Source organism: Hydrogenophaga sp., assembly GCF_030651625.1.
Lineage (GTDB): Bacteria > Pseudomonadota > Gammaproteobacteria > Burkholderiales > Burkholderiaceae_C > Hydrogenophaga.
Genome location: NZ_JAUSCF010000006.1, coordinates 41,443 through 59,971 on the forward strand (window position 1 = coordinate 41,443; position 18,529 = coordinate 59,971).

At 60.8% G+C, this 18,529-nt stretch carries 24 protein-coding genes; 21 read left to right on the forward strand and 3 right to left on the reverse strand.

Annotation, left to right across the window (positions count from 1 at the left end; genetic code table 11):
* The first annotated feature begins 65 nt into the window (after positions 1–65).
* The 11 genes from Q7V46_RS01685 to hisF all read left to right on the forward strand — a co-directional run bounded on the left by Q7V46_RS01685 (position 66) and on the right by hisF (position 9,503).
* Positions 66–1,010 carry an ABC transporter ATP-binding protein gene (locus tag Q7V46_RS01685; protein WP_304911767.1) on the forward strand — a complete coding sequence of 315 codons (945 nt, stop codon included), beginning with the start codon at positions 66–68 and terminating at the stop codon, positions 1,008–1,010.
* Positions 1,007–1,762, forward strand: a complete 756-nt coding sequence (locus Q7V46_RS01690; protein WP_304911768.1) for an ABC transporter permease — start codon at positions 1,007–1,009, stop codon at positions 1,760–1,762. The genes Q7V46_RS01685 and Q7V46_RS01690 overlap by 4 nt, the downstream gene beginning before the upstream one ends.
* A 6-nt stretch (positions 1,763–1,768) precedes the next feature.
* Positions 1,769–2,011, forward strand: coding sequence for a BolA family protein (locus tag Q7V46_RS01695; protein WP_304911769.1), 243 nt, complete (start codon positions 1,769–1,771; stop codon positions 2,009–2,011).
* Positions 2,012–2,035: 24 nt separating this feature from the next.
* The gene (gene murA / locus Q7V46_RS01700; RefSeq protein WP_304911770.1) at positions 2,036–3,316 is read left to right on the forward strand and encodes a UDP-N-acetylglucosamine 1-carboxyvinyltransferase; all 1,281 of its coding nucleotides are present in this window, start codon (positions 2,036–2,038) and stop codon (positions 3,314–3,316) included.
* Between the two features lie 133 nt (positions 3,317–3,449).
* Complete coding sequence (hisG, locus tag Q7V46_RS01705) at positions 3,450–4,103, forward strand: ATP phosphoribosyltransferase (protein WP_304911771.1); 654 nt, start codon at positions 3,450–3,452, stop codon at positions 4,101–4,103.
* The gene (hisD, locus tag Q7V46_RS01710) at positions 4,100–5,491 is read left to right on the forward strand and encodes a histidinol dehydrogenase (RefSeq protein ID WP_304911772.1); all 1,392 of its coding nucleotides are present in this window, start codon (positions 4,100–4,102) and stop codon (positions 5,489–5,491) included. The genes hisG and hisD overlap by 4 nt, the downstream gene beginning before the upstream one ends.
* Positions 5,488–6,588: a histidinol-phosphate transaminase gene (gene hisC, locus Q7V46_RS01715; protein ID WP_304911773.1), complete on the forward strand. Its 1,101-nt coding sequence runs from the start codon at positions 5,488–5,490 to the stop codon at positions 6,586–6,588. Before hisD ends, hisC begins: the two co-directional genes overlap by 4 nt.
* On the forward strand, positions 6,585–7,205 hold the full coding sequence (hisB, locus tag Q7V46_RS01720) for an imidazoleglycerol-phosphate dehydratase HisB (RefSeq protein ID WP_304911774.1): 621 nt from the start codon (positions 6,585–6,587) through the stop codon (positions 7,203–7,205). Before hisC ends, hisB begins: the two co-directional genes overlap by 4 nt.
* A gap of 7 nt (positions 7,206–7,212) precedes the next feature.
* A complete protein-coding gene (gene hisH / locus Q7V46_RS01725; protein ID WP_304911775.1) occupies positions 7,213–7,875 on the forward strand; it encodes an imidazole glycerol phosphate synthase subunit HisH in 663 nt (220 codons plus the stop codon).
* A 23-nt stretch (positions 7,876–7,898) separates the two neighbouring features.
* Positions 7,899–8,642, forward strand: a complete 744-nt coding sequence (gene hisA / locus Q7V46_RS01730) for a 1-(5-phosphoribosyl)-5-[(5-phosphoribosylamino)methylideneamino]imidazole-4-carboxamide isomerase (RefSeq protein WP_304911776.1) — start codon at positions 7,899–7,901, stop codon at positions 8,640–8,642.
* 81 nt (positions 8,643–8,723) lie between these two features.
* Complete coding sequence (hisF, locus tag Q7V46_RS01735) at positions 8,724–9,503, forward strand: imidazole glycerol phosphate synthase subunit HisF (protein ID WP_304911777.1); 780 nt, start codon at positions 8,724–8,726, stop codon at positions 9,501–9,503.
* A gap of 90 nt (positions 9,504–9,593) precedes the next feature.
* Here the strand turns inward: hisF and Q7V46_RS01740 are convergent, their stop codons facing one another.
* Entirely contained in the window at positions 9,594–10,085 is a 492-nt protein-coding gene (locus tag Q7V46_RS01740) for a LapA family protein (RefSeq protein ID WP_304911778.1), read from the reverse strand.
* Between the two features lie 108 nt (positions 10,086–10,193).
* Here Q7V46_RS01740 and hisI point away from each other — a divergent pair, with 108 nt between their 5' ends.
* From hisI to tatC, 7 genes are all read left to right on the forward strand, one after another.
* Positions 10,194–10,592: a phosphoribosyl-AMP cyclohydrolase gene (gene hisI, locus Q7V46_RS01745; protein WP_304912019.1), complete on the forward strand. Its 399-nt coding sequence runs from the start codon at positions 10,194–10,196 to the stop codon at positions 10,590–10,592.
* A gap of 3 nt (positions 10,593–10,595) precedes the next feature.
* The gene (locus Q7V46_RS01750; protein ID WP_304911779.1) at positions 10,596–10,961 is read left to right on the forward strand and encodes a phosphoribosyl-ATP diphosphatase; all 366 of its coding nucleotides are present in this window, start codon (positions 10,596–10,598) and stop codon (positions 10,959–10,961) included.
* A gap of 39 nt (positions 10,962–11,000) precedes the next feature.
* On the forward strand, positions 11,001–11,399 hold the full coding sequence (locus Q7V46_RS01755) for a hypothetical protein (protein ID WP_304911780.1): 399 nt from the start codon (positions 11,001–11,003) through the stop codon (positions 11,397–11,399).
* A 46-nt stretch (positions 11,400–11,445) separates the two neighbouring features.
* Positions 11,446–11,802 (forward strand): histidine triad nucleotide-binding protein, encoded by a 357-nt coding sequence (locus tag Q7V46_RS01760; RefSeq protein ID WP_304911781.1) that lies wholly within the window; start codon positions 11,446–11,448, stop codon positions 11,800–11,802.
* Between the two features lie 129 nt (positions 11,803–11,931).
* Positions 11,932–12,171: a Sec-independent protein translocase subunit TatA gene (gene tatA, locus Q7V46_RS01765; protein WP_304911782.1), complete on the forward strand. Its 240-nt coding sequence runs from the start codon at positions 11,932–11,934 to the stop codon at positions 12,169–12,171.
* Positions 12,172–12,262: 91 nt separating this feature from the next.
* Positions 12,263–12,772: a Sec-independent protein translocase protein TatB gene (gene tatB / locus Q7V46_RS01770; RefSeq protein ID WP_304911783.1), complete on the forward strand. Its 510-nt coding sequence runs from the start codon at positions 12,263–12,265 to the stop codon at positions 12,770–12,772.
* Positions 12,772–13,575 (forward strand): twin-arginine translocase subunit TatC, encoded by an 804-nt coding sequence (gene tatC, locus Q7V46_RS01775; RefSeq protein WP_304911784.1) that lies wholly within the window; start codon positions 12,772–12,774, stop codon positions 13,573–13,575. Before tatB ends, tatC begins: the two co-directional genes overlap by 1 nt.
* A 183-nt stretch (positions 13,576–13,758) precedes the next feature.
* On the opposite strand, the gene Q7V46_RS01780 is transcribed toward tatC, so the two are convergent.
* Positions 13,759–14,913, reverse strand: a complete 1,155-nt coding sequence (locus Q7V46_RS01780) for a trypsin-like peptidase domain-containing protein (RefSeq protein WP_304911785.1) — start codon at positions 14,911–14,913, stop codon at positions 13,759–13,761.
* A gap of 441 nt (positions 14,914–15,354) precedes the next feature.
* On the opposite strand from Q7V46_RS01780, the gene Q7V46_RS01785 reads away from it, so the two are divergent.
* Positions 15,355–16,131 (forward strand): Nif3-like dinuclear metal center hexameric protein, encoded by a 777-nt coding sequence (locus Q7V46_RS01785; RefSeq protein WP_304911786.1) that lies wholly within the window; start codon positions 15,355–15,357, stop codon positions 16,129–16,131.
* A gap of 14 nt (positions 16,132–16,145) precedes the next feature.
* Positions 16,146–17,201 (forward strand): 4-hydroxythreonine-4-phosphate dehydrogenase PdxA, encoded by a 1,056-nt coding sequence (pdxA, locus tag Q7V46_RS01790; RefSeq protein ID WP_304911787.1) that lies wholly within the window; start codon positions 16,146–16,148, stop codon positions 17,199–17,201.
* Between the two features lie 33 nt (positions 17,202–17,234).
* Here the strand turns inward: pdxA and mscL are convergent, their stop codons facing one another.
* Positions 17,235–17,657, reverse strand: coding sequence for a large conductance mechanosensitive channel protein MscL (gene mscL, locus Q7V46_RS01795; RefSeq protein ID WP_304911788.1), 423 nt, complete (start codon positions 17,655–17,657; stop codon positions 17,235–17,237).
* A 250-nt stretch (positions 17,658–17,907) separates the two neighbouring features.
* Here mscL and petA point away from each other — a divergent pair, with 250 nt between their 5' ends.
* Positions 17,908–18,516 carry a ubiquinol-cytochrome c reductase iron-sulfur subunit gene (gene petA, locus Q7V46_RS01800; protein ID WP_304911789.1) on the forward strand — a complete coding sequence of 203 codons (609 nt, stop codon included), beginning with the start codon at positions 17,908–17,910 and terminating at the stop codon, positions 18,514–18,516.
* Positions 18,517–18,529 lie beyond the last annotated feature (13 nt).

Below are 18,529 nucleotides of genomic sequence, written 5' to 3' on the forward strand. Positions count from 1 at the left end.
TACCGATTTCACCAGCCGTACCAGAAACCTGTGCGCGGCCGGTGACCCTTGTGGTCACGCCCGCCATGCCAGCAGTTTCCTTTCAGAACGTTTCCAAAATTTTCCCTGCCTCGCGTGGCGATGTCCATGCACTTCGCGAAGTGTCGTTCGATGTCGGGCAAGGCGAATTTTTCGGTCTGCTCGGCCCCAATGGTGCTGGCAAGACCACCCTCATCAGCATCCTTGCTGGTCTGACACGCGCAAGCAGTGGCCAGGTGCGCGTGCATGGGCATGATGTTCAGGCAGATTACCAGGCCGCCCGCCGGCAACTGGGCGTGGTGCCACAGGAACTGGTTTTTGATCCCTTTTTCAGTGTGCGTGAAGCACTGAAAATCCAGTCGGGTTATTTCGGTATTCGCGACAACACCGCCTGGATCGACGAACTGCTGGAAGGGCTGGGCCTTGCGGACAAGGCCGGCGCCAACATGCGCCAGCTGTCTGGTGGCATGAAGCGCCGTGTACTGATCGCGCAGGCGCTCGTGCACAAGCCGCCCGTGATCGTGCTGGACGAACCCACCGCCGGTGTGGATGTCGAATTGCGTCAGACACTCTGGAAGTTCATCTCCGATCTCAACAAGCGCATGGGGTGCACGGTCCTGCTCACCACCCACTACCTGGAAGAGGCCGAGGCGCTGTGTGGACGCATTGCGATGCTCAAGCAGGGACGGGTGGTCGCGCTCGAGGCCACTTCGGAACTGCTGCGACGCGCATCGTCGAACGTGCTGCGCTTCAAGACCGATCAGGTGCTGCCGGCGGATCTCAAGTCGCTGGCACGGGTGACCGGGCGGGTCGTTCAGTTGCCCGCGCACGACGCGCTGGAAGTGGAACGCCTGCTCGCCCGCTTGCGAGAATCCGGACTCATCGCGCAGGACGTCGAGATTCGCAAAGCCGATCTGGAAGACGTCTTTCTGGATCTGATGGAAGGACCCGGCGCAGGACGGCAGCGCCGGTTCGAAGGGGCACTGGCATGACCGGTTGGCAGACGCTCTTCTACAAGGAGGTGCTGCGGTTCTGGAAGGTTGGGTTCCAGACCGTGGGTGCACCGGTGATCACCGCCATCCTGTACCTGATGATCTTCGGTCATGTACTGGAAGGTCGGGTGCAGGTGTACGATTCGATCGGATACACGGCCTTCCTTCTTCCTGGCCTGGTGATGATGAGCGTGCTGCAGAACGCCTTTGCCAACAGCTCGTCTTCGCTGGTGCAGAGCAAGATCATGGGCAATCTGGTTTTCCTGATGCTCACGCCGCTTTCCCACCGGGCGTGGTTTGTCGCCTATGTGGGTTCATCGGTGGTCAGGGGTTTGGCCGTGGGTGCGGGTGTGATGCTCGTGACCTGGTGGTTTGCCCGCCCACCATTTGAATCGCCCTTGTGGATCCTGGTGTTTGCGTTCATGGGTGCGGCCTTGCTGGGTGCGCTGGGCCTGATCGCTGGCCTCTGGGCGGACAAGTTCGATCAGATGGCGGCATTCCAGAATTTCATCATCGTGCCCATGACGTTTTTGTCGGGCGTGTTTTACTCCATTCATTCGCTGCCGGATTTCTGGCAGGGCGTGAGTCATCTCAACCCGTTTTTCTACATGATTGACGGTTTTCGATTCGGCTTCTTCGGGGTCAGTGATGTCTCACCCTGGGTGAGCCTGATCGTCGTTGGTACCGCCCTGGTGGCGGTGAGCGCGATTGCGCTTCACCTGCTGCGCATCGGATACAAAATTCGCTACTGAACCCTCATGACTTCCGACGACCTCAGCGCTCTCATCTCCGCCGGCCTGCCGTGCGACCACATTGTTGTTTCTGGCGATGGCCGGCACTGGTCTGCCGTTATCGTGTCGCCCGCTTTTGAAGGCATGCGTCCGATCGCCCGCCACCAGCGGGTGTACGCAACGCTGGGTACACGGATCCAGAGCGACGAGGTGCATGCCCTGTCCATGAAGACCTACACGCCCGCCGAATGGGCGGCCACCCAATCCTGAGCGCAGCGCACGGACGAGACCTTTATGGATAAATTGCGAATCACCGGTGGTCGCACGCTGCACGGTACCGTTCAGATTTCCGGCGCCAAAAATGCTGCGCTGCCGGAAATGTGTGCGTCATTGCTGACGACAGATCTGGTGACCCTGAACAACATGCCGCGCCTGCGCGACGTGGCCACCATGCGGCACCTGCTCGACAACATGGGTGTGCAAACCGCAGCGCATGGTGACCGCGGCGGGTTGAGTTTTCGGGCGGCCGATCCGATCCGGCCCGAAGCGTCGTACGACCTCGTGAAGACCATGCGGGCTTCGGTGCTCGTGCTGGGACCGTTGCTGGCACGCTTCGGGCAGGCCCGCGTGTCTCTGCCCGGGGGCTGTGCCATCGGGTCGCGTCCGGTGGACCAGCACATCAAGGGACTGCAGGCCATGGGTGCCGAGATCGACGTCGAGCACGGCTACATGGTGGCCCGTCTGGCGTCCGGTCGATCGCGCCTGCGTGGGGCACGCATCGCCACCGACATGGTCACCGTCACCGGGACGGAAAACTTCCTGATGGCAGCGGCGCTCGCAGAAGGCGAAACCCTGCTGGAGAACGCGGCGCAGGAACCTGAAATCGCCGACCTGGCTGAGATGCTCATTGCCATGGGCGCGAAGATCGAGGGGCATGGCACCAGCCGGATCCAGATTCAGGGCGTGGATCGCCTGCAGGGGTGCACGCACCAGGTGGTGGCCGATCGCATCGAAACCGGCACCTTTCTCTGCGCCGTCGCTGCTGCCGGGGGCGATGTGTTGCTTCGCCACGGCCGAGCCGAGCATCTTGAAGCGGTGGTCGACAAGTTGCGGGAGGCCGGTGCCCATGTGGAAAGCGGACACGACGAACAAGGCGTCTTCATCCATGTGCGCTCCGCCGGTCGGCTGAAAGCCCAGAGTTTCCGGACCACCGAATACCCAGGCTTTCCCACCGACATGCAGGCCCAGTTCATGGCGCTGAACAGCATCTCGTCGGGAACGAGCAAGGTGACCGAAACGATCTTCGAGAACCGTTTCATGCACGTCAACGAACTGGTGCGTCTGGGGGCTCACATCCAGACCGATGGCAAGGTGGCGGTGGTCGAGGGTGTCGAACGACTTTCGGGCGCCACCGTCATGGCAACCGATCTGCGCGCTTCGGCCAGTCTGGTGATTGCCGGTTTGGTTGCGCAGGGCGAGACCACGGTGGATCGCATTTACCACCTCGATCGTGGCTACGACCAGATGGAGGCGAAACTGCGCGCCATCGGCGCCGACATCGAGCGAGTCAAATGAACATCCCCGCCGCACCTCGCTTGATCCCCTTGACGTGGAAGCGCGAGTGGCCGGGCAAAGCCGGTTCCACCGCGCTCATTGAGTCAGAGGCGCTCACGTTGAATGGTTCGGTTTCTACAGTAGGAACGCTGTCTTGATCACTCTTGCTCTCTCCAAAGGCCGCATCTACGACGAGACTCTGCCGCTGCTCAAGGCCGCAGGCATCGAGGTGCTGGAAGACCCCGATAAATCGCGCAAGCTGATTCTGCCCACCAACCAGTCCGACGTGCGCGTGGTGCTGGTGCGCGCCACCGACGTGCCCACCTACGTGGAATACGGCGGTGCCGATCTGGGTGTGACCGGAAAAGACACGCTCATTGAACATGGCGGCCAGGGTCTGTACCAGCCACTGGATCTTCAGATCGCCCAGTGCCGGATGAGTGTGGCGGTTCGTGCCGACTTTGACTATGCGAGCGCGGTGCGCCAAGGTTCACGCCTGAAGGTTGCCACCAAGTACACCACCATTGCCCGGGAATTTTTCGCCAGCAAGGGTGTGCACGTTGACCTGATCAAGCTATACGGAAGCATGGAGCTGGCGCCTTTGACGGGCTTGGCCGATGCCATCGTTGATCTGGTGTCCACCGGCAGCACCCTCAAGGCCAATCAACTGGTCGAAGTGGAGCGCATCATGGACATCAGCTCGAGGCTGGTGGTCAATCAGGCCGCTCTCAAACTGAAACAGCGGGCGATACAACCCCTTCTCGACGCCTTTTCCAAGGCCATCACCAATCCCCCGGTACCGACATGAGCCTCTCCGCAGTTCCTGTTCGTCTTTCCACACTGGACCCGGGCTTCGAAGCGCAGTTCGCGGCCAGGCTGCACTGGGCAGCAGACACGGACGCTGCCATTGAACACCGCGTGGCGGACATTCTGGCCGACGTGCAGAAAAGGGGTGACGCGGCGGTGCTGGCGTACACAGAGCGTTTTGACGGGCTGGTGGCGACTCGAGTCAGCGAGCTCGAACTGACGCAGGCCGATTTCAAGGCGGCTTTTGATGCATTGCCGGCGGCACAGAAGGCCGCACTGGAAGCCTCGGCCCGCCGCGTGCGCAGCTACCACGAGGCCCAGAAGAAAGCCGGCGGCGAAAGCTGGAGCTACCGCGATGAAGATGGCACCTTGCTGGGCCAGAAGGTCACGCCACTGGATCGCGTGGGGATCTACGTGCCGGGTGGCAAGGCGGCCTATCCCTCCAGCCTGATCATGAATGCCGTGCCTGCGCATGTGGCAGGCGTTCAGGACATCATCATGGTCGTGCCCACGCCGGTGCGGGGCAGCGTGGCCACCGGCGGCAGCGGTGCGGCCACTTCCACGCGCGGTGAGCGCAACGACCTGGTGCTTGCTGCGGCCTATGTGGCCGGCGTCACGAGGGCCTTCACCATCGGGGGTGCCCAGGCCGTGGCGGCGCTCGCTTACGGCACCGAAACCGTGCCCAAGGTGGACAAGATCACCGGTCCCGGCAACGCTTATGTTGCGAGCGCCAAAAAGCGGGTGTTCGGCACTGTCGGCATCGACATGATCGCCGGACCCAGCGAGATTCTGGTGCTGGCCGACGGCAGCACGCCCGCCGAATGGGTCGCGATGGACCTGTTCAGCCAGGCCGAACATGACGAGCTGGCGCAGAGCATCCTCCTGTGCCCTGACGCGGCTTTTATTGCCGAAGTGCAGCGCGAGATCGACCGCCTGCTGCCCACCATGCCGCGCGCGGCCATCATCGCCAAAAGTCTGAACGACCGGGGTGCGCTGATCCAGACCCGCAGCATGGAAGAGGCTTGCGCCATCAGCAACCGCATCGCACCGGAACACCTGGAAATCTCCAGCAACGACCCGCACCGCTGGGAGCCGTTGCTCAAGCACGCCGGAGCCATTTTTCTGGGGGCGTATACCAGCGAAAGCCTGGGTGACTATTGCGCGGGGCCCAATCACGTGTTGCCCACCAGCGGGACCGCACGTTTTTCCTCGCCGCTGGGCGTGTACGACTTCCAGAAACGCAGCAGCCTGATCGAAGTCAGCCAGGCTGGCGCACAGAACCTGGGCAAGATTGCCGCCGAAATGGCGTATGGCGAAGGCCTGCAGGCGCACGCCCGCGCGGCCGAGCTGCGCCTGAAGGTGGTGCCCCCGATGCGAGGTGGCGCATGAACCCGCCGGAACTCCCCGACCCGCTGGCGATGATCCGCCAGGACGTTCAGTCCATGCACGCCTATGCCATTCAGGAAAGTGCGGGCATGGTCAAGCTCGACGCGATGGAGAACCCGTTCGTGCTTTCACCCTCGTTGCAGGCCGAGCTCGGTGCCCGCCTCGGTGCGGTGGCGATCAACCGTTACCCGGGCTCGCGCATCGAGGACCTCAAGCGGGCACTGGCCCGCAACATCGACCTGCCCGCCGGCCATGCGCTGATGCTGGGCAACGGATCGGATGAGCTGATCTCGCTGCTGGCCATGGGCTGCGACCTGCCCGGTGCGAGCATCCTGGCACCAGTGCCCGGCTTCGTCATGTACGCCATGAGTGCGCAGTTGCAGGGCCTCGCGTTCCACGGCGTGTCGCTGACCGTGGACTTCGGGCTCGATGAGCTGGCCATGCTCTCGGCCATGCGAACGCACCGCCCAGCGATCACCTACATCGCCTACCCGAACAACCCCACGGCCAACCTGTGGGACAAGGCGGTCATCCGCCGCCTGATCGCCGAAGCCGCCACCCTGGGCGGGCTGGTGGTGATGGACGAGGCCTACCAGCCGTTTTCCAGCCACACCTGGCTCGACGAAATCCGGGCCCAGCCCGAGGCCCATGGCCACGTGCTGTTGATGCGCACCATGTCCAAGTTCGGTCTGGCCGGGGTGCGCATTGGCTACATGGTGGGGCCGCAGGCATTGCTCCAAGAGATCGACAAGCTGCGACCGCCTTACAACGTGAGTGTGCTGAACGCCGAATGCGCCTTGTTTGCGCTGGAACACGCCGAAGTGTTCGCTGCCCAGGCGGCAGAAATCCGGCTGCAGAGGGCATTTCTAATGGAAGCTCTGGGCGCAATGCCGGGTGTGACGGCTTACCCCAGCGACGCCAACATGGTGCTTGTGCGGGTTCCAGATGCCCAGCGGATGTTTGAGGTGCTGAAGTCGCAGGGCATTCTGGTGAAGAATGTTTCTAAAATGCACCCATTGCTGGGCAACTGTTTGCGCCTCACGGTGGGGACACCCGCAGAAAACGCGCAACTGGTTCAAGCCCTGAAAACCACCCTATGAACGCCACCCCTTCAGACGCTTCCCCTGGCGACCGCACCGCGGTTGTCCAGCGCAACACCGCAGAAACCCAGATCACTGTCCAGATCAACATCGATGGCCGGGGGACTGCCAATCTGTCGACAGGCATTGGTTTTTTTGATCACATGCTGGACCAGATTGCACGTCATGGCCTGATCGATCTCGATGTGCAGGCCGTCGGCGATCTGCACATCGACGGGCACCACACCGTGGAAGATGTCGGCATCACGCTCGGGCAGGCCTTTGCCCAGGCCGTGGGTGACAAGAAGGGCATCCGTCGCTACGGCCATGCCTATGTGCCGCTGGACGAAGCCTTGTCGCGCGTGGTGATCGATTTTTCAGGCCGGCCCGGCCTTCACATGCGCGTGCCTTTCAAGAGTGGCATGGTGGGAGGGTTCGATACGCAGCTTGCGTTCGAATTTTTCCAGGGCTTTGTCAACCATGCGGGTGTCACGCTTCACATCGACAACCTGCACGGTGAGAATGCCCATCACCAGGCCGAGACGGTATTCAAGGCCTTCGCCCGTGCGCTGCGCATGGCGCTGGAGCGCGATCTGCGCCTGGGCGATGTGATTCCATCCACCAAAGGTTCACTCTGAGCTTTCGATGAAATCCAAGACAGTGGCCGTGGTGGACTACGGCAGTGGCAATCTGCGATCGGTGTCTCAGGCGGTGAAGCATGTGGCCCAGGGCAGCGATGTGGAGGTGCTGGTCACTTCAGATGCCAGTGAGGTGCTTGCAGCCGGGCGCGTGGTGTTGCCTGGACAAGGCCACATGGCCGATTGCATGCGGGAGCTGGCGGGTTCCGGATTGCTGGACGCCGTGTTGCACGCTGCGTCGAACAAGCCATTGTTTGGCGTCTGCGTGGGCATGCAGATGCTGCTGGATCGCAGTGAAGAAGGACCAACAGAAGGCCTGGGGTTGATCCCGGGTGAGGTGGTGCGCTTTCGCCTCGAAGGACAGCTGCAGGCCGACGGCAGTCGCTTCAAGGTGCCGCAGATGGGGTGGAACCAGGTGTCCCACGAGCTGCATGGCGCTCCCTCGCACGCGCTCTGGCAGGACATTCCGGATGGTGCCTACTTCTATTTTGTTCACAGTTTTTTTGCACGACCCGTTCACAGCCAACACAACGTGGGCGAGGTCGACTATGGTGGGCGGTTCGCCGCGGCCATTGCGCGAGACAATATCTTTGCTACACAGTTTCACCCTGAGAAGAGCGCTGACCAGGGACTGGCGCTCTACCGCAACTTTCTGTCCTGGAACCCCTAACTGTCTTTTTTCACCAGACCACCATGCTGCTGATTCCCGCCATTGATTTGAAAGACGGCCAGTGCGTTCGCCTCAAGCAAGGGGACATGGACCAGTCCACTGTGTTTGGCGAAGACCCGGCGGCCATGGCCCGGAGCTGGGTCGACAAAGGTGCCAGACGCGTGCACCTGGTGGACCTGAACGGAGCTTTCGCCGGTAAACCCAGAAACGAGCAGGCCATTCGCGCGATTCTCAAGGAAGTGGGCTCGGAGGTGGATGTTCAGCTGGGTGGCGGGATTCGCGACCTCGACACCATCGAACGTTACCTGGATGCCGGACTGCGCTACGTGATCATCGGCACCGCGGCCGTGAAGAACCCCGGTTTTCTGCAGGACGCCTGCACGGCCTTTGGCGGCCACATCATCGTGGGGCTGGACGCCAAGGACGGAAAGGTGGCCACCGACGGCTGGAGCAAGCTCACCGGGCACGAAGTGGTCGACCTGGGCAAGAAGTTCGAGGACTACGGGGTCGAAGGGATCATCTACACCGACATCGGCCGCGACGGCATGTTGTCGGGCATCAACATCGAGGCCACAGTGAAGCTGGCACAGGCCTTGTCGGTGCCGGTCATCGCCTCTGGCGGTTTGTCCAATCTGGAAGACATTCGCGCGCTGTGCGAGGTGGAAGAAGAGGGCGTCGAAGGCGTGATCTGCGGTCGTTCCATCTACAGCGGCGATCTGGATTTTGAGGCGGCCCAGCAACTTGCGGATGAACTCAACGGCGCCTGACGGACCGCATCCGATGGCGCGCGCGGTGCCGCTGATCACAAGAGACGCAGGCCATCATGGCCAACCCAACGGATTTTCGACATGCTTGCCAAACGCATCATTCCCTGTCTTGACGTCACCGGTGGCCGGGTCGTCAAGGGCGTCAATTTCGTTGAACTGAGAGACGCGGGCGACCCCGTCGAGATTGCGGCACGCTACAACGACCAGGGCGCAGACGAGCTCACGTTCCTCGACATCACTGCGACCAGTGACGGGCGTGACCTGATTCTTCACATCATCGAGTCGGTGGCGTCGCAGGTCTTCATTCCGCTCACCGTCGGGGGTGGCGTGCGCACGGTGGACGATGTGCGTCGCCTTCTCAACGCCGGTGCCGACAAGACCAGCTTCAATTCCGCAGCCATCGCCCGTCCCGATGTGATCCGTGAGGCTTCGGAAAAATATGGATCACAGTGCATCGTGGTGGCCATCGATGCCAAGAGACGGTCTGCCCAGGATGCGGCCGCAAGGGGCGAAGGCTGGGATGTCTACAGCCATGGCGGCCGACAGAACACGGGGCTGGATGCGGTGGCCTGGGCCAGGCAGATGGCCCAGTTCGGAGCAGGCGAAATCCTGCTCACCAGCATGGACCGCGATGGCACCAAAGCCGGGTTCGATCTGGCGCTGACCCGCGCCGTGGCCGACGCGGTGGATGTGCCTGTCATCGCATCGGGTGGGGTGGGCACGCTGGACCACCTTGCCGATGGTGTGCAACAAGGTGGTGCCGATGCGGTGCTCGCAGCCAGCATTTTTCACTACGGCGAGTACACCGTGGCGCAGGCGAAGGCGCGCATGGCGGAACGCGGCATTCCCGTCCGTCTTTGAACGCATCTGTTGGTGGGCGTCGCGCCCTCCTGCATGGTGGGCATCCATTCACCCCTGTTTGTGTGAAGGGCGATGCTCCGGGCGAATGGTTCAGCTGTCCTGGTTGCGTTTGAATTGCTGTTCCAGCCGGTCCTCCAGCTCGCCCAGGCTCGCGCCTAGACCGTTGCCGGTCTGTTCAATCACCAGGGTCAGGCGCTCCTGCATGGCGTCCATCTTCTGCTGAAGCTGGTTTGAAATGTCCTGCTCCCGGGCAGCCGCAGTCTGCAGCTGTGTCTGCATGAACTCGCGCAATTCCACAAAACGGGAAGCTTCGGCCTTGTCTGCCAGGTGGCGCTGCTCACTTGCTTCGCGCGTCACCTGCCTGACCTCCATGAGGTGGGTGGTCTGGTTGAAGACCAGCATCACCAAAAACACCACGATCACCAGTGTCAACAGGCCAAGCAGCACCAGACCGATCGGTGCCTCAACACTGGAGACGCCCAGATCAAGCGGGGTTGGCCGAAGGATTTCCTCAAAATTCAAAGCCACCATGGCAGCGATCATCAGGATGAAGACGACAAGAATCAGGGTGCGGAATTTCATGCTGGCTCCTTCGGTGGCCTCGTGTGTCTGCAAGCTTGCAGGTGGATGCGTGCTGCATCCTATCCTCTACCGGCATCACCAACTGTGCACGACTGGCGCACATGTTAGATTCCGTCCATGAACTGGCTGGACAAAGTGAAATGGAATGCCCAAGGACTGGTCCCTGTCATCGCGCAGGAGCTTGGCTCAGGCGATGTGCTGATGTTTGCTTGGATGAACCGCGAGGCGCTGCAGAAGACTGCCGAGCTCAAGCAGGCCGTGTACTTCAGCCGCTCCAGAGGCAAGCTGTGGTTCAAGGGTGAGACATCGGGTCATGTGCAAACGGTGCACGACATCCGCCTGGATTGCGACAACGACGTGGTCTTGCTCAAGGTGACTCAGCTGGGACATGAGCCGGGCATCGCCTGCCATACTGGCCGACACAGCTGTTTCTTTCAACATTACCAGGACGGGCAATGGCATGCGGTGGAACCGGTGCTCAAAGACCCCGAATCCATTTACCGCTAGACCATGACATCCACAGACGCACTGGCGCGGCTCGCGGCCCTGATCGAAAGCAGAAAACCGCACGCCGGAGGGGATCCTGAAAAAAGCTACGTCGCGCGGCTGCTTCACAAAGGCCCCGACGCTTTCCTGAAAAAAATTGGCGAAGAGGCCACCGAGGTGGTCATGGCGGCCAAAGATTGCGACCATGGGGGAGACACCAGCAAGCTGGTCAATGAAGTGGCCGACCTGTGGTTTCATTCCATGGTTGCCCTTGCCCACTATGGGCGGTCGCCTGCTGACGTGGTGCAGGAACTGCTTCGACGTGAAGGACAGAGTGGCCTTGAAGAAAAAGCCCTTCGCAAGGCGCAGGCCCGCGAGGCGAATGGGTGATGGGTCCACAAAGTCCGCGAGATTGAAAATGGAGCCCGAATGAAAACCGATTCTGACGTCGCACTTGTGGAAAGCGCGGACAGTGAGACCGCACAATCGCTCAAGACGGTGGGATGGTTGAGTTACATCCTGCACCTGGTTGTCGCGGTGGCCGCGGTCGTACCAAGCGCCCAACCCAGCATTGCCTTGCTTCTGGTCGCACTCGTGATCGATCTTGTCAAACGCGGTGACGCCGTGGGCACCTGGCAAGCCAGCCATTTCTCCTGGCGCATCCGCACGGTGCTTTGGGCCGCTTTCTGGTACCTGATCACGCTGCCCTTGTTCTTGTTTCTATTACTCCCCGGCATGGCGGCCTGGCTGATCATTTCCGTCTGGTTTCTCTATCGAATCGTCAAAGGCATGGTGCGCATGAACGACAGCAAACCTGTCAGCTCATGACGCCTCGAAGGACATTCGCTCGGCATTCTTCAAGGACCCCTGCTTCATGCACGACCCCAACTGCATCTTCTGCAAGATCATCGCAGGGCATATTCCCTCTACCCGGGTTTATGAAGATGAGGAAATCTTTGCCTTTCACGACATCCACCCGTGGGCGCCGATTCACTTCCTCATGGTGCCCAAGGTGCACATCCCGTCCATGGCCCAGTTGCTGCCCGAGCATGAAGCCTTGCTCGGGCGGATGATGGTACTGGCCCCGAAACTCGCGTTCGAGCAGGGCTGTGGGCCTTATCCCGAGGGCGGGTTCCGTGTCGTGTGCAATACCGGTGCGCTTGGAGGGCAGGAGGTGCATCATTTGCACATCCACGTGATGGGCGGGCCCAGGCCATGGGCAAAGGGATAACCCTGCCATTGCGCTGCCCAGGTATTTCTGATGAGCAGGTATTCTTCTTCAAGGTCGCCTGAACTCATCCCCGGGCTTAGAATCCCATGAATGGCGCACTGCGCCTCATTTCTATATTTGGAGAGTCTCATGGGTGCATTTTCTATCTGGCACTGGTTGATCGTTTTGCTGATCGTGGTGATGGTCTTTGGTACCAAAAAACTCAAGAACATCGGCTCGGATCTGGGTGGAGCCGTCAAGGGCTTCAAGGACGGCATGAAAGAGGGTGGTCAGACCCCTGAAGAAGCCGCCGCCCAACCTGGGCAAGTCGCCCAGGACGCTCGCATCGACAAGAGCGCCATCGACGTCGAAGCCAAGCAAAAGAGTTGAGCCCCTCGCGGCCAGCGGTTGTGGCGGGCTTCGCCCGCCCGCCGTGCTGTTACGCCCACTTTCCCGACCTCGCCCGCAAATTGGCTGAAACATGATTGATCTGGGCATCTCCAAACTCGCCCTCATTGGTGTGGTGGCGCTCATTGTCATCGGGCCAGAGAAGCTGCCCCGGGTGGCACGGACCGTGGGAGCCCTGCTGGGCAAGGCCCAACGCTATGTGGCTGACGTGAAGTCCGAAGTGAGTCGGTCGATGGAGCTGGAAGAGCTCAAGAAGATGAAGGACTCGGTGGAAAGCGCTGCCCGGGATGTGGAGTCTTCGGTCCAGAGCGGGGCGAGTGACTTTGAAAAATCCTGGTCAGAGGCCACCGCAGGCCTCGAGGGCGCCAATGCCGGCTATGACCAGAACAATCACCAGGATGCTCTGGGCTCCATCGGATCGCCGGTGCATCCGGTTTACAAGCACCCGAAGAAGAACTGGCGCGTGAAACAAAAAGCCATGCCACAGTGGTACAAGGCCCGTGCCGGGGTGCGAACGCGCACCCAGTCCGGCGCGGCCCGCGTGGCGCGATTCAGGCCACGCTCCTCCTCCGTTCCCCGCTGATGTCAGACCAAAAAGAAAAAGCCGACGAGCTCGCCGGCACAGAGCAGCCGTTTGTCCAGCACCTGATGGAGTTGCGCGATCGCCTGCTCTATGGCATCGCTGGATTGGGGTTGTGCATGGCGCTGCTGGCGTTCTGGCCAGGCCCGAGTGGCTTGATCGACCTCATCGCAGTGCCTATTCGGGCGCACATGCCGCCCGACGCCAAACTGATCGCCGTGGGAGTCTTTTCGCCTTTCTTTGTGCCGCTCAAAGTGCTGGCGATGGCTGCGCTTCTGTTGTCGTTGCCATGGTGGATGTATCAGGTCTGGGCGTTTGTTGCACCTGGCCTTTACAGCCACGAAAAGAAATTTGCCATTCCCCTGATCATTCTGGGAAGCTTGCTGGCGTACGTCGGGATCGCGTTTGTCCAGTTCTTTGTGCTGGACAAGATGTTTGGCTTCATTCAGGGATTCACGCCTTCGAGCGTGGCCGCCACACCTGACATTGCCTCCTATGTGGAAGCCATTCTGTCGCTGTACCTCGCGTTTGGACTCGCGTTTCAGGTGCCCATCGTGGTGGTGCTGCTGGTGCGGTTGAACATGGTGTCGATCCAGAAGTTGAAGGACTTTCGGGGGTACTTCATCGTGGTGGCCTTCATCATTGCGGCCGTTGTCACGCCACCTGACGTTATTTCTCAGCTGGCGCTGGCGATCCCGATGATCTTGCTTTACCAGATCGGGATCTGGGGAGCACATTGGTTCGTGAAATCTTCGGCCAAGCCGGAAGAGGACGCGGATGATGAAGCGTCTTCCACCAAAAAATGAGCGCTCAATATCCGTCAGCGAGGAGCCTGCGCGGCAGAACGACATCGGCTGCAACGCATGGAGAAAAGTTCCACCTCGCCCCCGTTTTTCCGGCTGTGGCTGCGGCCACAGTCCTCAAAATCGGCGCCAAACTGGGCTCTTTTCCCACGCCTTTCGCTTCGATGCCTTCTGCCGCGCAGGCTCCTAGCGTGGTGGTTGCCGCGACGGTGCATTTCGCCGACCGGGCGTGATCTGAAGCACGCTCTTACCCTCCCGGCGCATGATCTCAAGTTCAGCAGGTGTGCCAGGTGGCAAGGCAGCCACCGCCGAGAGCAACTGGGCCACGCTTCGGACTTCCTGATTCGCGACACGGGTGATCACATCGCCCGGCTTGAGGCCCGCCTGGGCTGCAGGACCGTTCTGAAGGACGCCGGTGATGATGACCCCGGCTCCTTGCTGGATGCCAAAACTCTCGGCCAATTCCGGGCTCAGGTCTTGCGGTTCAACGCCGATCCACCCACGGGTGACTTGCCCATCCTTCACGATCGAGTCCAGTACGCTGCGCGCGGTGGAGGTGGGAATGGCAAACCCGATGCCCATGGACCCACCCGAACGGGAGTAGATCGCCGTGTTGATGCCCATCAGGTGCCCATTGATGTCGACCAGTGCACCGCCTGAATTTCCAGGATTGATCGCCGCATCGGTTTGAATGAAGTTTTCGAACGTGTTGATGCCGAGCTGGGTGCGGCCCAGCGCGCTGACGATACCGCTGGTGACGGTTTGCCCAACGCCAAACGGGTTTCCAATGGCGAGCACCTGATCCCCGATTTCCAGCGCATCGGAGTTGCCCAACGTGATCACGGGAAGGTCCGTCAGTTCTACCTTGAGGATGGCGAGATCGGTTTCCGGGTCGGTTCCGATGACTTGAGCCACGCCTTTTCTTCCATCGTTGAGAAAGACTTCGATTTCATCGGCCTCCTCGATCACGTGGTTGTTGGTGAGGATGTAACCCGCAGGGCTGACGATCACGCCAGAACCCAGGCCTGTCTGCGCTTGTGAGCGGTCCTGCTCTCCAAAAAAGAAGCGAAACCAGGGATCGGCGCTTTGCGGCGTATTGACGGGCGCCTTGCTGGTGTTGATGCTCACCACCGCAGGGGACGCGTTGCGGGCAGCTGCACGAAAGCTGGTCGAACCATTCGATTCCGGGTTGCCCGATGCAGGCGGCGCCTCGAACACGGGAACGATCGACGTGGTCGATGGGCGTCGATCCAGCCATTCGGGCTTCAATGAAGCAACAACAAAAAAGACCGCCAGAAGCACAGTCACGGATTGGGCAAATACCAGCCAGAGTCTTTTCATGTCGGATCAGTGAGTACAAACTTGGGTTGCAGGCGTTGGAGTGTGGGTCGACCCGCGTGGCCTGATTGTGCTGCATATGGCACCCTGTGTTCATTGTTCAACCCGCTTGATGCAAGTCGAGCGAGGGAGGTGTCCACAGGTTGACATGATCTTCTGTGATGCCAGAAATACAGAGCTGGCAATCAAAGCCATGGGGGACTTTTCAACCAAATGCGACCGGTTCAGCGGTGCGGGCTTCGTGTTCCTGATCGGTATGGGAACCTGGCTTTTGACGCCTTTTTCATGCGAGAGTTGGTTGAGGCTGGGCTCATACAGGGTTCCAGTTGCTGAAAATGGCGGCGCGGTTGGGTCGCCATTGCGCGCCGGGCTGTCAGAATACGGCGGATGCTTGACCGTCGCCTCAAGCGCCTGCCAGATCTGTAGCCTTTCCCACCCTTGTTCATGACCTCCCCAGCTTCTCCCGTCTCTCGCGCTGCCCTGCTGGCGTCTTTTGATGGACTTCTGCAGCCCTCGATGTTTCAGGACCATGGACCCAATGGACTGCAGGTGGAAGGGCGGGCTGACGTGCGGAAACTGGTTTCCGGGGTCACAGCAAGTCTGGCCTTGATCGACGCGGCCATCGCGGAGAACGCCGATGCCATCCTGGTCCATCATGGTCTTTTCTGGAGAGGTCAGGATGGCCGGGTCACCGGATGGATGAAGCAGCGCCTTTCGCGCCTGCTGGCGCACGACATCAACCTGTATGCGTACCATTTGCCGCTGGACGCTCACCCCGCGCTGGGCAACAACGCTCAACTGGCCAGACGCCTGGGTATCGAGCTGCAGGAAGGTCCGGATGGCCGGTTTGGTGAGCAGTCGCTGGGGTTCCTGGGTTGGCGTTCCACGGCGTCTGCGTCCGCGCTGGCTGAGCATGTCGCCCAGGCGCTGGGTCGGCCGGTGACCCTGGTGGCCGAGCCGGACCGATCGATCGAACGCATTGCCCTTTGCACTGGCGGCGCTCAAGGGTATTTTGAGTCCGCCATTGCGGCTGGTGCTGACGTGTTCATCACCGGCGAAATCTCGGAACCACAGGCCCACTACGCCCGCGAATGCGGCGTGGCTTATATCGCCTGCGGGCACCATGCGTCCGAGCGCTATGGCGCACCGGCAGTGGCTGGCCATGTCGCCACGGCGCTCGGTTTGCAGCACATCTTTATCGATATTCCCAATCCAGGCTGAGCCACGTTGGCAGCATGACGGCATCAGAACATCTGTCTTCCGCCCCACAGGGTCCTGTGCTGCTGACCATGGGCGATCCGGCGGGCATCGGCCCGGAGATCATCGCATTGGCCGTGCGGGAACGCCCCGCCCTGTTGAGCCAGTTGGTGGTGGCGGGCGATGTGGAGACGATGCGCAGAGCCACCCATGTTGCGGCCCTGCGATCTCAGCCGGCATGGCCAACCCCGATCGCCGAATTGTCAATGCTTTCGGATTGGCGCCAGACCCCGCCGGGCTGTTTGGCCGTTGTGCAGGCGTGTCATGCGCCAGACGCTGTTGCCTGGGGCCAGGTGAGTGCTGTTGCAGGGCGGGCCGCAGCAGAGTGCATTCGTTTCGCTGCAGAAGCGGCACTTCGAAATGAAGCGAAGGCCTTGGTGACCGCACCTGTGCACAAAGAGGCACTGGCCTTCGCTGGCGTATCGCATCCGGGGCATACCGAAATGCTGCAGTCGATCGCGGCGGAGCATCTGGGTGTTTCGCTGGATCGACTGCCAGTTCGCATGATGCTGAGCTGCCCGGGTTTGAGTACCGTGCTTGTCAGCATTCATGTTTCTTTGCGCGACGCGCTGGCGGCCGTGAGCGTTGAGCAGGTGGCAAAAACCATTCGGCTGACCCATGTTCACTTTCAGCGTGCGGGCCATGACAGGCCAAGGATCGCTGTGGCGGGCCTGAATCCCCATGCAGGGGAGGGTGGCCTTTTTGGGCGGGAGGAGATCGACGTCATCGCGCCAGCAATCGGACAGGCTCAGGGGGAAGGCATCGATGCCACTGGCCCCCATGCGCCTGATACCGTTTTCATGCGGGCCCGGCGGGGCGAGTTTGATGTTGTGATCGCGATGTACCACGACCAAGGACTGATTCCAGTCAAGCTGCTGGGGCTGGACGATGGTGTCAACACCACGATCGGGCTGCCTTTTGTTCGCACCAGCCCGGATCACGGCACGGCGATGGACCTGGCCGGAACTGGGTTGGCCAGCCCATCAAGTTTGCTCGCTGCGATTGAGGCGGCTGTGAGCGATTTCTCACGTTGATCCGAACCTCGTGCCATACCCCTGCGCGAGCGCCTATTTCTGCAGGCTGTCCCGGATCTCTCGAAGCAGCAGTACGTCCTCGGGTGTGGCCGGAGGTGCCGCTGGCGGCGTCGCCCTTTTGAGGCGGTTCACTTGCTTGACCATCATGAAGATGATGAAGGCAAGGATGATGAAATTGATGGCCACGGTGATGAAGCTTCCGTACGCCAAGACAGGCACACCAGCCTCTTTCATGGCCGCCAGGGTACGTACTGTGCCCTCGGGTACATTGCCCAGCGTTACAAACAGGTTGGTGAAATCAAGATTGCCGAAGATGGATCCGACCACGGGCATGATCACGTCGTCCACCAGAGATCCCACGATCTTCCCGAAAGCCCCGCCAATGATCACGCCGACCGCCAGGTCGATCACATTCCCTTTGACGGCGAATTCCCTGAATTCCTGCATCATGCCCATGCTGACTCTCCTGAAACTGCGTGTGGAAAAAATTGCTGCCGCCCCTCTGGGTTCAGACTCTTGAATAGCGAGATTCTCACATGCCTGCAGAGTGCTGGCCCGGCTTCGGTGTTGGACGCGACGGAAGTGATTCCCCGTATTCACGGAATAGCCAAGCTGTCCACCCAGACAACTGGGGAGGGGTGAGAATCGCTCCAGTACAATGCCGGGTTGTCCCTAACGTCTTCTCGACTCTGATTGAAAGATCCCCATGAGTGAAGCAACCGTCGCTGCGCCCGTCGACAGCAGCCGCCGTACCTGGCTGATCACTTCCTGCGCCATGGGTGGCGTTGGAGCAGCCGCAGTCGCCGTTCCTTTTGTGAGCAGTTTTCAACCTTCCGAGCGTGCCAAGGCAGCTGGTGCTGCTGTCGAGGTGGACGTTTCCGGCATTGCCCCCGGCGAGAAACTGGTGGTGGAGTGGCGGGGCAAGCCCGTGTGGATCATGCGACGCACGCCTGAGCAATTGGCATCGCTTGAAAGCCAGGAAAATCAGCTGGCCGACCCCCAGTCGGTTCGCACCGCCTACCCCACGCCCGAATACGCAAGAAATCGTCACCGCTCGATCAAGCCCGAAATTCTGGTCGCGGTAGGCATCTGCACCCATCTGGGTTGCTCGCCCAGCGACAAGCTCACTCCCGGGCCTCAGCCTTCGCTGCCGGATGACTGGCAAGGTGGTTTTCTGTGTGCGTGCCACGGCTCCACATTTGACGTGGCTGGCCGGGTCTTCAGGAACAAGCCCGCGCCCGACAACCTGGAAATCCCGCCTCATTACTACACGTCGGACACCACTGTGATGATCGGCGAAGAGCAACAAGCCTGAGCGGGTGCTCCCC